The sequence below is a fragment of the Actinoplanes awajinensis subsp. mycoplanecinus genome, from assembly GCF_001509495.1.
Taxonomy (GTDB): Bacteria; Actinomycetota; Actinomycetes; order Mycobacteriales; family Micromonosporaceae; genus Actinoplanes; species Actinoplanes palleronii.
Genome location: NZ_LLZH01000268.1, coordinates 1 through 12,170 on the forward strand (window position 1 = coordinate 1; position 12,170 = coordinate 12,170).

Annotated in this window: 11 protein-coding genes; 7 read left to right on the forward strand and 4 right to left on the reverse strand. The window is 72.1% G+C overall.

What is annotated here, in order from left to right; translation table 11 throughout:
• Positions 1 to 369: 369 nt before the first annotated feature.
• Positions 370 to 1,653 carry a citrate synthase gene (locus tag ADL15_RS25505; RefSeq protein ID WP_067696233.1) on the reverse strand — a complete coding sequence of 428 codons (1,284 nt, stop codon included), beginning with the start codon at positions 1,651 to 1,653 and terminating at the stop codon, positions 370 to 372.
• Between the two features lie 183 nt (positions 1,654 to 1,836).
• Between ADL15_RS25505 and ADL15_RS25510 the strand changes: the two genes are divergently transcribed.
• The 7 genes from ADL15_RS25510 to ADL15_RS25535 all read left to right on the forward strand — a co-directional run bounded on the left by ADL15_RS25510 (position 1,837) and on the right by ADL15_RS25535 (position 10,255).
• Positions 1,837 to 2,712, forward strand: coding sequence for a universal stress protein (locus ADL15_RS25510; RefSeq protein WP_067696236.1), 876 nt, complete (start codon positions 1,837 to 1,839; stop codon positions 2,710 to 2,712).
• An 81-nt stretch (positions 2,713 to 2,793) separates the two neighbouring features.
• Entirely contained in the window at positions 2,794 to 5,139 is a 2,346-nt protein-coding gene (locus ADL15_RS25515; RefSeq protein WP_067696239.1) for a putative bifunctional diguanylate cyclase/phosphodiesterase, read from the forward strand.
• 112 nt (positions 5,140 to 5,251) lie between these two features.
• Entirely contained in the window at positions 5,252 to 5,377 is a 126-nt protein-coding gene (locus tag ADL15_RS56525) for a hypothetical protein (protein ID WP_269748377.1), read from the forward strand.
• 25 nt (positions 5,378 to 5,402) lie between these two features.
• Positions 5,403 to 6,176: an exodeoxyribonuclease III gene (locus ADL15_RS25520; protein ID WP_067696242.1), complete on the forward strand. Its 774-nt coding sequence runs from the start codon at positions 5,403 to 5,405 to the stop codon at positions 6,174 to 6,176.
• A 49-nt stretch (positions 6,177 to 6,225) separates the two neighbouring features.
• Positions 6,226 to 7,917 carry a PP2C family protein-serine/threonine phosphatase gene (locus ADL15_RS25525; RefSeq protein WP_067696245.1) on the forward strand — a complete coding sequence of 564 codons (1,692 nt, stop codon included), beginning with the start codon at positions 6,226 to 6,228 and terminating at the stop codon, positions 7,915 to 7,917.
• Positions 7,914 to 8,966: a cobalamin B12-binding domain-containing protein gene (locus ADL15_RS25530; RefSeq protein ID WP_067696248.1), complete on the forward strand. Its 1,053-nt coding sequence runs from the start codon at positions 7,914 to 7,916 to the stop codon at positions 8,964 to 8,966. The genes ADL15_RS25525 and ADL15_RS25530 overlap by 4 nt, the downstream gene beginning before the upstream one ends.
• Positions 8,967 to 9,325: 359 nt before the next feature.
• The gene (locus ADL15_RS25535) at positions 9,326 to 10,255 is read left to right on the forward strand and encodes an ADP-ribosylglycohydrolase family protein (protein WP_067696250.1); all 930 of its coding nucleotides are present in this window, start codon (positions 9,326 to 9,328) and stop codon (positions 10,253 to 10,255) included.
• A gap of 16 nt (positions 10,256 to 10,271) precedes the next feature.
• Here ADL15_RS25535 and ADL15_RS51735 read toward each other — a convergent pair whose 3' ends face one another.
• The 3 genes from ADL15_RS51735 to ADL15_RS25545 form a co-directional block, all read right to left on the reverse strand.
• Positions 10,272 to 10,514 (reverse strand): hypothetical protein, encoded by a 243-nt coding sequence (locus ADL15_RS51735; RefSeq protein WP_083971721.1) that lies wholly within the window; start codon positions 10,512 to 10,514, stop codon positions 10,272 to 10,274.
• A 399-nt stretch (positions 10,515 to 10,913) separates the two neighbouring features.
• A complete protein-coding gene (locus ADL15_RS25540) occupies positions 10,914 to 11,645 on the reverse strand; it encodes a LamG-like jellyroll fold domain-containing protein (RefSeq protein ID WP_067696256.1) in 732 nt (243 codons plus the stop codon).
• A 66-nt stretch (positions 11,646 to 11,711) separates the two neighbouring features.
• Positions 11,712 to 12,092, reverse strand: coding sequence for a DUF6401 family natural product biosynthesis protein (locus ADL15_RS25545; protein ID WP_067696258.1), 381 nt, complete (start codon positions 12,090 to 12,092; stop codon positions 11,712 to 11,714).
• Positions 12,093 to 12,170: the final 78 nt, after the last annotated feature.

The following is a 12,170-nucleotide window of genomic DNA, read 5'->3' on the forward strand; positions in this document are numbered from 1 at the left end:
GGGTGGGGGTGGGCTGTGGATGGTGGTGAGGTGTGGAAATGGGGACTCGCCTCGTCATGGGCAGGAGCTGGGGGTTTCCGGGACCACCCGCGGACGTCGCCCCGGAGGGTTTCGCGTTCTGGACGCGTAGCGGCCAGCGGAGCCCGCAGGGGTCCCGGCGGGAGCGACGGTCCGCACCACAGCGGACGCACGACAAAAAGCTCTTGATCTTCTGTACGTGGCCGGGGACGACAAACGCCCCACCGACCATCCGGTGGGGCGTGCTTCACGTCGGTCGTGCGGCGCCGCCTCGCCCGGGCCGCGCCGATCATGCCGCCGTCCCGGGAGCGGCTGCGCCTCTTCAGCCGCGCCGGGATATGACGGTGGAGCTCAGCGGTCGCCGATCGCGGTGATGTCGCGGACCGGGGCGCCGGTGTAGATCTGCCGCGGGCGGCCGATCTTGTTGGCCGGGTCGTGCATCATCTCCTGCCACTGGGCGATCCAGCCCGGCAGCCGGCCGATGGCGAACAGCACCGTGAACATCTTCGTCGGGAAACCCATGGCCTTGTAGATCAGGCCGGTGTAGAAGTCGACGTTCGGGTACAGCTTGCGGGAGACGAAGTAGTCGTCGTTGAGCGCGATCTCCTCGAGCTGGAAGGCGATCTCCAGCAGCGGGTCCGGCTTGTCCAGGGTCGACAGCATCTCCTGGGCGGCCTTCTTGACGATGGCGGCGCGCGGGTCGTAGTTCTTGTAGACCCGGTGGCCGAAGCCCATCAGCTTGACGCCCTTCTCCTTGTTCTTCACTCGCGTGACGAAGGAGTTGACGTCGCCGCCGTCCTTGCGGATCTGCTCGAGCATCTCGAGCACCGCCGCGTTGGCGCCGCCGTGCAGCGGGCCGGAGAGCGCGCCGATGCCGGCCGAGACCGAGGCGAACAGGTTGGCCTGCGCGGAACCGACCAGACGGACGCTCGACGTGGAACAGTTCTGCTCGTGGTCGGCGTGCAGCACGAACAGCATGTCCAGGATCTTGGCGATCTTCGGGTCGACGTCGTAGTTGACGGTCGGCAGGCCGAACGTCAGACGCAGGAAGTTCTCCACGTAGTCCAGCGAGTTGTCCGGGTACGGCAGCGGGTGACCGATGGACCGCTTGTAGATGTACGCGGCGATCGTCGGAAGTTTCGCCATCAGCCGGATCGCGGAGATCTCCACCTGCTCGTCGTCGAGCGGGTCGAGCGCGTCCTGGTAGTACGTGGACAGCGCGGTGACCGCCGAGGAGAGCACCGCCATCGGGTGCGCGTCACGCGGGAATCCGGAGAAGAAAGTGCGCATCTCCTCCTGCAGGAGCGTGTGCACCCGGATCTTGTCCCCGAAATCACGCAGCTGCGTGGCGTTCGGCAGTTCGCCGTTCATCAGGAGATAGGACACCTCCAGGAACGTGGACTTCTCGGCCAGCTGCTCGATCGGGTAACCCCGGTACCGCAGAATGCCGGCGTCGCCATCGATATAGGTGATCGCCGACGTGGTCGACGCGGTGTTCACGAAACCCTGGTCCAGGGTGACGTACCCGGTCTCCTTCAGCAGAGCACTGACGTCGATGCCGCCCGGCCCGTCGACGGCCTCGCGTACCGACATCGACAATTGGCCACCAGGGTGGTCGAGCTTGACATCCGTCATGTATTTCCCTCACTTCACCGGCAGATGTCCCAAAGATTTTGCCGTTCACCGTAAACCCTCAACCTGAATGGGTCATCAGGTGGCCACCCGTTGAGGCATTGGTCACCAGTACGTACAGCCCGTTGCGCCATAGATGACGATCGGTATATTGCGAGAACGTTACGGGGAGCGGAGGTTCGACCGATGCAGATCCCGAATCGGCCACCCGTGGTGGTCGGGGTCACCGGAACCGCGGCCGGCCTGGCCGCCGTACGCCTAGCCGCGCGAGAGGCGGTCTCCCGCGGCACCTCGTTGTCGGTCGTGCACGCGTTTACCTGGACGGAGTCCGAGGTCGCGTGGGCTTCGGCCCGTCACGCCGCCGCACACGTCGTCGAGGCGGCGGTCGCCACCGCCCAGCGTTCCACACCCGGCGTCGACGTGCGCGGTCAACTCGTGGATGGACCCGCCGGCCGGGTGCTGCGCAAGCTCAGCCGCACCGCCGTGCTCCTGGTGCTCGGCGACGACGACCTGGCCGCCACCGGCCGGCTCACCGCCGGATCCGCCCTGATGGAGGCGGTGACGCAGGCCTGGTGCCCGGTCGCGGTGGCCCGCGGCCCGCGCCCGCCGTCCGGCCGGGTGCTGGCCGCCGTGGACGGTTCCGCGTCATCTGTACTCGCGCTGCGGTTCGCCGGCGAGGACGCCCACCGGCGCGGCGTCCCGCTGGACGTGGTGCACGTGGTCGCACCGGGCCGCGAGGCCGCCGGGCACCGGCTGCTGGACGAGATGATCGCCGCGGTGCCCGGCCTGCCCGCGCCGCGCCGCCGGCTGCTGACCGGCCCGGCGGCGGCGGCCCTGGTCAGCGCGTCGCGCCGGGCCGGGCTGATCGCGCTCGGACCGCGCGGGGCCGGTGGCGCCGCCCGGTTCGGCGCGGTGGCGGGCGAGCTGCTGCGCCGCGGCGGCTGCCCGACCGTCTTCGCGCACGGCCGCCGCGCGCCGGCCCGGCACATCGGCGCGCCCGGGTCGGGCCGGGAGACGGAAACCGGGTCGGGGCGCGGGATCGAAACCCGGTCGCTCAACTAGGCCGTTTCCCCTCCGATGCCGATACGCCCATTGCTACGGTGATCAAACTTTATTCTTTGGGCAAAACGGGAGGAATGGCCGGTGCGTTCCGTGCTCCCGCCCGGCATCGCCCGCCGCCAATGGCAAGCGATGGCCGCGATCGGGATCGTGGTGCTCGCGCTCTACGCGTCCCGATCCGCATCGGACATGGCCTCGGCGAGCCTGGTGACGCTCGGTGTGCTCACCGTGGTGGCGTGCTTCTTCGGGCCCCGCCGCTGGGGTGCCGAGCCGCCGGTGGCCTGGCTGCTGATGGCCGTGGCCGCGCTGCTGTTCCTGGTCGGGCTGGTGATCCGCCCGATCGTCACCGACCTGGCGATGCCGCTGCCGCTGCTCGCCGACGCGGCCAGCTTCACCGCGTACCTGCTGCTCGGCGCGTTCCTGTTCATGCTGCTGCGGGCCCGGCAGAGCCTGGAACGGCACGCCGTGCTGGACGGGCTGATCGTCTGCCTGGCCGCCGGGCTGACCAGCACCCTGCTGCTGGCCGCCCCGGCCGCCGCGATCTCCGGCCGGCCCGCGCTGCTCTCCATCATCCAGGGCACCTATCCACTGCTCGACGTGGTGCTCGCCCTGCTCGTGATCAACCTGGCCTTCACCACCAAGAGCTGGCCGGTCAGCATGGTCGCGCTGCTGGTGATGATGGTCGGGCTGTTCGTCGGCGACACCGCGTACGCGATCGTCGGCGTGAACGGCCAGATCTACGCGTCGCCACTGCTCAACCTGCCGTACGTGGTGGCGTACACGGCGCTCGGCGTGGCCGCCCTGCACCCGAGCGTGACCGAGATGAGCCGCGCCGACCGGCTGCCGGTACAGGCCTGGTCCTGGCAGCGGCTGGCGATCCTGCTGCCCGCGCTGTTCCTGCCGTTCGGCCTGCTGCTGACCACCGGCACCAGCGCGGTCTCGCACCGGGCGATGGTCGCCGTGGCCGGCGCCCTGATGGTGGTGCTGCTGCTGGCCCGGGCGATCTCCGCGGTGCAGGCCCAGGTCGCCGCCGAGCTGCACTCCGAGCACCAGGCGCTGCACGACCCGCTCACCTCGCTGCCGAACCGGCAGTCGATGTCGGCCGCGATCGAACGGCTGGTCACCTCGGTCGACACGCACACCACCGAGCGGGTCTGGGTCTACATGCTCGACCTGGACGGCTTCAAGTGGGTCAACGACTCCTGGGGCCACGACACCGGCGACCAGCTGGTCATCGAGGTCGGTCGCCGGCTGCGCGCCGCGGTGCCCGAGTCGGTGCCGGTGGCCCGGGTCGGCGGCGACGAGTTCCTGCTCGCGTTCGTCGGCGACAAGGCCGGCGCGCTGCGGCTGGTGGACGACATCCGCGGCTGCTTCGCCCGGCCGCTGCCGGTCCGTGACACCGAGGTCGTGATCAGCGCGTCGATCGGCATCGCGCACTCGGTCGGCGACGCGGCCCGGTCCGCGGTGACCGCCGAGGCGCTGATGCGGGACGCGGACACCGCGATGTACCGGGCCAAGAGCGAGGGACCGGGCCGGTCCACCATCTTCGACACCTCGATGCACGAGCAGGTCCGCGAGCGGATCGAGCTGGAGGTGGCGCTGCGCCAGGCGCTCGCCAAGAACCAGCTGCACGTGGCGTACCAGCCGATCGTCCGGCTGGAGACCGGGATGCCGGTCGGCGCCGAGGCGCTGGTCCGCTGGGAGCACCCGGAGCGCGGCTCGATCCCGCCGATGCTGTTCATCCCGATCGCCGAGGACTCCGGCATGATCTCGGAGATCGGTACGTTCGTCCGCAACGAGGCGCTGCGCCAGCTCGGCGTGTGGCGCTCGCAGGGTGTCGTCTCGGAGAGCTTCTACCTGTCGGTGAACGTGTCGCCGCGCCAGCTCAGCGAGCCGGAGCTGCCGCTGATCTTCTCCGGCGAGCTGTTCCGGTACGGCGTGCCGGCCCAGTGCGTCGCGCTGGAGATGACCGAGTCGGTGATGGTCGACGGCTCCAGCGTCACCGCCCGGGTGCTCTTCGAGCTGCGCCAGCTCGGCGCCAAGCTGCTGGTCGACGACTTCGGCACCGGGTTCTCCGCGCTCGGCTACCTGCGTCGTTTCCCGGTCACCGGCGTCAAGATCGACCGCTCGTTCGTGACCGGCCTGGGCAAGAACGACCAGGACGACGAGATCGTCCGCGCGGTGGTGGCGATGAGCCACGCGCTCGGGCTGAGCGTGATCGCCGAGGGTGTCGAGACGAAGCTGCAGCGCGAGGCGCTCTACCAGGTCGGCGTGGTGAACGGGCAGGGCTGGCTGTGGGGCAAGGCGGTCCGGGCCGAGGAGTTCGCCGCGGTGTGGCACCTGGGCGCGGCGATCCCGGCGATCCCGCTGCCGGTCGCCTCGGTGACCGACAACTCCGGCCGGCACCGCCGCGGCGACGCCGACCGCTGACCGGCGCCCGTTGCCCGCCGGGCGACAAACCCTCCCGGTGGACTGGTGCGACACCGGCGACTGGGGCATTATTCGCTCACGGAGCAGCCAGCGGAATCCCCCGGGAGGCGACATGACGCACCTGATCGGCACCGAGGGCCGGGCGGTCTGGCTGGTCATGCTGCTGCTGATGCTGGCCGGAGGCCTGGCGGTGGCCCTGGTCGCCGCGACTCGCGGAGGCATCCCGCCGCGCCGATGAGCCCGCCGGGCGGCACACTTGACGGATGCGCTTCGCCACCTGGAACGTGAACTCGGTCAAGGCCCGGCTCCCCCGCCTGCTCGACTGGCTGGAGACGGCCGCCCCCGACGTGGTCGCCCTGCAGGAGACCAAGGTCGGCGAGGACGCGTTCCCGGCCGGCGAGGTCGCGGAGCTGGGCTACCAGACCGCCGCGTACGGTCAGGGCCGCTGGAACGGCGTCGCCCTGCTGTCCCGCACCGAGCTCACCGACGTCCGCCGCGGATTCCGCGGCGAGCCCGGGTTCCCCGGCCCGGAGGCCCGCGCGATCAGCGCGGTCTGCGACGGGATCAGATTCCATTCGCTGTACGTGCCGAACGGCCGCACCCCCGACGACCCGCACTACGCCTACAAACTGACCTGGCTGGCCGCGCTGCGCGACGTGCTCGCCGAGGACCTGGCGGCCGGCCCGCTGGTGGTGGCCGGCGACTTCAACGTGGCGCCCACCGACGCCGACGTCTGGGATCCGGCGCTGTTCGCCGGGTCCACGCACGTCACGCCGCCGGAGCGGGCCGCGATCGCGGCGCTGCGCGACCTGGGGCTCACCGACGTGCCGGCCCGGGCCATGAAGGGCGACCACCCGTTCACCTATTGGGATTACCGCGCCGGCATGTTCCACCAGAACAAAGGCATGCGGATCGATCACGTCTACGTCGGCGCCGACCTGGCCTCCGCGGTGACGGATGCCGTGGTGGACCGCGAGGCGCGCAAGGGCAAGGGCCCCTCCGACCACGCACCGGTGATCGTCGAGCTCAAGCGCTGACGGCTCGCAAAAGGCGCGTTCCCCGGCGAGTCCCCGTAGGCTGGCACCCATGCCGCTCCGCAGACCTCGGGTTTCGACCGTCCCGGTGGCCACCCCGGCCCTCCTCCGGGCCGTGTTCGACGCCGCCGCCGAGGCCATGCTGCTCTGCTCGGCCGAGGACGACACCGTCCTGCTGGCCAATCCGGCGGCGATCGCGCTGGTGCCCGGCCTGACACCGGGCGGCCCGCTGACCGAGGCGCCACTGCCCGCGCTGGTCACCGCCGCCGCCGCGGGCGACGACAGCTTCCGGTCCGACCATCACCACCGATTCTTGTACGGCATGCGCCGCGACCTGGACGCCGCCCACTACGCCTGGTATCTCCGCGACCACACCGACGAGCGGGACCGGACGGTCGCGCTGGAGGCCGAGCGGGCCCGCGCGGCGTTCCTCGCCGACGCCGGTCGCCGGCTCTCCGCCTCGCTGCACCTGCGCCGCGTCCTGCGCACCACCGTCGAGCTTGCCGTCGAGCACCTGGCCGACGCCGCCGTGGTGGTCCTCCCGCCCACCAAACGGCAGAGCGGCTGGATCCGGCTGCTGCCCGGCCACCCGGTCGAGGAGGGCACCCTCGCCGAACGCAACCTCGCCGACGTCCCCGGCCTGATCGAGGCGCTGGACGGCTTCCCGCCGATCCCCAGCCGCTGGCTCGACCCGGCTCAGGCGCCCGGCTGGCTCTTCCCGGCCGCGCTCGGCCCGATCGGCGCGCTGCTGGTCATCCCGCTGCCCGGCAACGCCGAACCGGCCGGCGCGCTGATCCTGGCCCGCACCGGAACCCGGACGTTCCAGGAGGACGACGAGGCCCTGACCCGCGTGTTCGCCTCCCGGGCCGGCGCCGCGCTGGCCGCCGCCGGGCTCTACCGCGACCAGGTCGACGTCACCGAGGTGCTGCAGGCCGACCTGCTGCCGCCGGAGCTGCCGGAGACCGAGGGCTTCGAGCTGGCCGGGTCGTACCAGGCGGCCAGCGACGTGCTGCGCATCGGCGGCGACTTCTACGAGGTGTTCGGCCCGTCCGCGGCGCACACCGACACCATGATCGCGCTCGGCGACGTGTGCGGCACCGGGCCGGAGGCGGCCGTGCTGACCGGCAAGGTCCGCCAGACGCTCCGCGCGCTGCGCCTGGTGCAGGCCGGCCCGGAGACCATGCTGCGGGTGCTCAACCAGGCGCTCACCGAGAGCGGCCGGTCGCAGCGGTTCGTCACCCTGGTGGTCGGCTCGGTCTCCCGGGCCGAGCAGGGCCGGGTCCGGCTCGAGCTGGCCAGCGGGGGCCACCCGCCGCCGCTGGTGCTGCGGACCGACGGCACGGTCGAGGAGGTGCCGGCCCGCGGCACCCTGATCGGCGTGCTGCCGAAGACGACCGTGCACCCGGCCACCGCCGAACTCGCCCCCGGCGAGCTGTGCCTGCTCTACAGCGACGGGCTGACCGAGGCGCGCGGCGGGCCGACCGGCACCGAGCAGTTCGGCGAGGACCGGCTGCGGCGGGCGCTGGCCGACTGTGCCGGGCTGCCCGGCGCGGTCACCCTGGAACGCCTGCGCCAGCTGGTCTCCGACTGGCTGCACGGCGGGGCCAGCGACGACATCGCCATGCTGGCGGTCCGCGCGCGCACCCGGCCGCCGCTCAGCCTGCGCGGCGGCGGCGTGCCGAACCAGTCGCCGTACCTGATGACCAACCGCCGAGCCGACCGGCGGGTGCGCCCCCGCGCATGATCACCTCGATCACCTCGCACCCGCTCGACGACCCGGAGCTGTTCGAGGAATACCTCGCCCTGGTCGGGGACGGCGACGAGTACGCCGCCACCGGGATCGCCGTGGCGCTGCTCGACGCCGGCGTGCCCGCGCAGCGGATCATGGTCGAGTTGATCGGCGGCACCCAGGCCCGGGTCGGTGAGCTGTGGGCCGGCAACGACTGGTCGATCGCCCGCGAGCACGCCGCCACCGCGGTCAACGAGCGGGTGCTGGCCGCCGTCACCGGCCGCCTGCGGGTCAGCCCGTGGCGCGGCCGGATCACCCTGGCCTGCGTCGACGGCGAATGGCACGGCCTGCCCGCCCGGATCCTGGCCGAGACGCTGCGCCTGGACGGCTGGCGGGTCGACTACCTCGGCGCCAGCGTCCCGGGCCGCCACCTGATCACCCACCTGCACCAGACCGGCCCGGACGCGGTCGCCCTGAGCTGCATGATCCCGACCCGGCTGCCCCGCGCCCACGCCGCCATCACCGCCTGCCGCGCCGCCGGTGTCCCGGTGATCGCCGGCGGCCGCGGCTTCGGCCCGGGCAGCCGCTACGCCGAACGCCTCGGCGCCGACGCCTGGGCGTCCACCGCCGCGGAGGCGGTCGACCGGCTCGCCTCGCACTGGCCCCCGCCCCCGGCGCCGGAGTTCCCCGGCTCCCCGGTCCGCGACTATCTGGCCGGCGAGGAGTACACCCACCTGGTCCGCTCCCGCGCCCAGCTGATCGCGACCGCGATGCAGCGCCTGGCCGACCGCTACCCACCGGCCCGGGACTACGACGAGTACCAGCGCGAGTCGACCGCCGAGGACTTCGGCCACCTCGCCGACTTCCTGGCCGCGTCGCTCTACATCGGCGAGCCCCAGGTCTTCCTCGACTTCACCCACTGGACCGCGGCGGTCCTGACCGCCCGGCAGGTGCCGATCTCCGCCTTCCGCGGCGGCCTGCACCTGATCCGCGACCAGCTCGTCGACTTCCCCACCGCCACCAGCACCCTCGACCAGGCCCTGGCCAACCTCACCACCCCCTGACCGCCGGCGACCCGCGGTCCGCACCGCCGCTCCCGGCCGCCGGTGGTCCCTGTCCTCCCCCGAGGTGGGCATCCGGTCCCGGCACCTGGTCCGGCGCGGGCATGCGGGGGGCCGGTTCCAGCCACACGGTACGTCGTGGAGCACGCGACGTTCCGCGTTCCAGCACGGCACCGGCGCGAGTCGCGGCCCCCGGCTGGCCCTCACGGCCCTTTTCCGCCCGTCACCACGGCCGTCAGAACCAGCTGAACCCGACCGGCTCGCTCCGCGACAGCGCAAGCACCACCGGCGCTCGCCGGGACGGGAGGCGCGGGGCAACCCGGTGGCGCCGGCGGGCCGGGTGGGGAGATCATCGGGCCGTGATGAATCGGGTGGCCGCGGTGGCGGCGGTGCGGGGGCTGGCGCTCGGGGACGCGTTCGGGGAGGCGTGGCTGCTGCGGCCCGCTGCGGAGTTCGAGAGCGCGGTTCTCGAGCGGCGGCTGCCGGACGGGCCGTGGCCCTGGACCGATGACACCGCGATGGCGCTGTCCGTGCTGCGCACCCTGGACCGGCACGGACACATCGACCAGGACGTGCTCGCCACGGCATTCGCCGATGCTTACGCCGAGGACCCGTACCGTTCCTACGGCGGTTCCATGCATGAGGTGCTGCGCGCGATCGGCCAGGGCGAACCGTGGCCGGTCGTCACCCGGCGCAAGTTCGGCGGGATGGGATCCTGGGGCAACGGCGCCGCCATGCGGGTCGCGCCGCTCGGCGCCTGGTTCGCCGACGACCTGGACGCCGTCACCGTCCAGGCGACCCGCTCGGCGGAGGTGACCCACGCCCATCCGGAGGCGGTCGCCGGGGCCGTCGCGGTCGCTCTCGCCGCCGCGGCCGCCGTCCGGGGCGCACCGGCCGGCGACCTGATCACCACGGTCGCCGCCGGCACGCCGGACAGCGAGGTCGCCTCGCGTCTGCGCCGTGCCGCCCGGATCGCCCCGTCCGCCGACCCCCGGCACGTGGCCGGCATGCTCGGCTGCGGCGAGCAGATCTCCGCGGTGGACACCGTCCCCTACGCGATCTGGTGCGCCGCCCGGCACCTCGACGACCTCACCGAGGCCCTGTGGGCCACCGTCCTGCCCGGCGGCGACACCGACACCACCTGCGCCATCGCCGGCGGCATCATCGCCGCCCGCACCACCCTGGCCGGCATCCCGAGCGCCTGGCTGACCGCCTGCGAACCCCTGCCACCCTGGCTGACCCCGGAGCCCGACACCGCCGCGGACGACGACAACCAACCATGGCCCGACTGATCGCCGGCCGCGGGGATCAGCTGCGGCGGAAGGCGTAGCTGCGCCCGCCACCGGCCCCGGCAGCCCTCCCGGACCGGGCCCGCTCCGATCGCTGCCGAGCAGCCAGCCGTTCATCCCGGGCACCGTGATGCGCCACCTCCACCGCACCACCCTGCCCACTGTCCGCACCGGACGACACCGGCCGGGTCAGCGCCGCCGCGATGTCCCGGCGCGCGAGTTCATCACGGTCCGGTCGTACCGAAAAAGCTACTGCAGGCATGCCGCCACCTCCAGGGAAATCAGAGTCTGATGCCCGGTCCGGGGTCCGGGCGAACCCGGCGCCGATCCATCCGCCTGAAGCAGCGGGAATGATCGAAGGCCGGAAGAAAGGCGACCGCAACGGACCTCCAGGCGTCCCCATCGGACACCGAGATCAGCAAGTAAAGCGCAGGTCGCCAGGCACGAATCACAGCATGCCGCCAACCTATGCCCGAAGCAGAAAGCCCCGCCACTGATTTAATCCAGCACCCGCGGCACCCACCCTGACCAGGCAAGGCTTTGGGCGGGGCCGGCCCCGCCCAAAAGGCCACGCCGCACAAAGCCATGCCGCACAAAGCCATGCCGCACAAAGCCAAGCGGGCCAGCCCAAAAGAGGGCCGGCCCGCATCATGGAAAAGAATCAGCCCACCTGGATGTAAACGTCGTCCAGCTGGCCGTGGTACATGTCGCTGGACGCCCCGAAGTTCGGCCCGCCCACCCGCAGCGGCATGGTGTTGTCCACCGCGAGCGTCGCCGGGATCGTCACCTTGGCACCGGCCTCCCCGTCCACCGAGATCGACAGGCTGGTGGCCGACCGCTCACAGACGATCTTCTTCCAGGCGCCGTCGGCCACCGGCTTCGCCGAGGTGGCGCTGAAGGTCTGCCCGGTGCCCTTGCCGGTCATGATGCACTGCGCCCGCCCGGTCTTCCCGGTGAGCTGCAGCTTCCAGACGCTGGCGGCGCCGGCCAGGCCCTTCTGCATGATGTTCGCCTTGCCGCGCAGCTGCGCCGCGGTCACCCGGACGCTGGCCGCCCACCGGAACGTCCGGATGCCCGGGTTCAGGTCGGGCGCGTTCGGGGCCTCGAGCAGGGCCCGCCCGCAGGTGCCGGTGGTCGGGCACAGGGCGGGGAAGGAGGCGTACCGTCCGGCGCCCTCGGTGTTGATCGCGACGGTGCCGTTGTCGGCACTGCGGACCGTCAGGCTGGAGCCCTTGCCGGACAGGTCGGAGATCTTGCCGGCGACCGCGCCGCCGTCGAAATTGTAGCGAGCCACCAGTGTCGGTGGCTGGTCCACCGAGGGCGCGGCGACCGCGGGGGCGGCCAGTGCCGGGACCGTCAGAAGAACCAGAGTCGTGAGCTTGAACATCCTCATGTCCCAGAAGATGCCTCATCGTGCCGGTTTGTGGGGTAAACAACCCGACTAAGTAGATCGTACGGGTCAGAGAACACCCGCGGACACGGCGATCTGGCACACAGCAACCAGTCGCAGGAGCGGCCAACCGGCGTTGGTCCATTCGGCCACCGTCATCGGAGCCTCGCCCGCGGCGGGCAGCGGACGGCGCATCCGGACCGCGGCGAAGGCGATGCTGCGGGCGTACGCTGCCAGCCCCTCGGCGTCGATCGCCCGGTCCGCGTCGTGCAGCGACTCCCGGATCGCGGCCGCGTGCTGGTCGACGGTGGCGAGCAGACCCGGCTCGGCGAACGCGGCGGTGAGGCCGTCCACGCCCACCCGGGCCATCATCTCGTCGAGGTACGCGTCGGCGGAAACGGTGGCGATCGGGGCGGCGATCGGGGCGAAGGCGATGCTCTCGTTCGTCATGGGAGAGACGTTATGGGGCGCCGCCCGGTCACGACAGGGACGTGACCGAACGGCACCACAGGCGCACCGAGCTGCACC

Bases quoted from the DNA above. Each gene is read 5' to 3' on its own strand.
- ADL15_RS25505 (WP_067696233.1), bottom strand. From the start codon at position 1,653: ATGACGGATGTCAAGCTCGACCACCCTGGTGGCCAATTGTCGATGTCG.
- ADL15_RS25510 (WP_067696236.1), top strand. From the start codon at position 1,837: ATGCAGATCCCGAATCGGCCACCCGTGGTGGTCGGGGTCACCGGAACC.
- ADL15_RS56525 (WP_269748377.1), top strand. From the start codon at position 5,252: ATGACGCACCTGATCGGCACCGAGGGCCGGGCGGTCTGGCTGGTCATG.
- ADL15_RS25520 (WP_067696242.1), top strand. From the start codon at position 5,403: ATGCGCTTCGCCACCTGGAACGTGAACTCGGTCAAGGCCCGGCTCCCC.
- ADL15_RS25525 (WP_067696245.1), top strand. From the start codon at position 6,226: ATGCCGCTCCGCAGACCTCGGGTTTCGACCGTCCCGGTGGCCACCCCG.
- ADL15_RS25530 (WP_067696248.1), top strand. From the start codon at position 7,914: ATGATCACCTCGATCACCTCGCACCCGCTCGACGACCCGGAGCTGTTC.
- ADL15_RS25535 (WP_067696250.1), top strand. From the start codon at position 9,326: ATGAATCGGGTGGCCGCGGTGGCGGCGGTGCGGGGGCTGGCGCTCGGG.
- ADL15_RS51735 (WP_083971721.1), bottom strand. From the start codon at position 10,514: ATGCCTGCAGTAGCTTTTTCGGTACGACCGGACCGTGATGAACTCGCG.
- ADL15_RS25540 (WP_067696256.1), bottom strand. From the start codon at position 11,645: ATGAGGATGTTCAAGCTCACGACTCTGGTTCTTCTGACGGTCCCGGCA.
- ADL15_RS25545 (WP_067696258.1), bottom strand. From the start codon at position 12,092: ATGACGAACGAGAGCATCGCCTTCGCCCCGATCGCCGCCCCGATCGCC.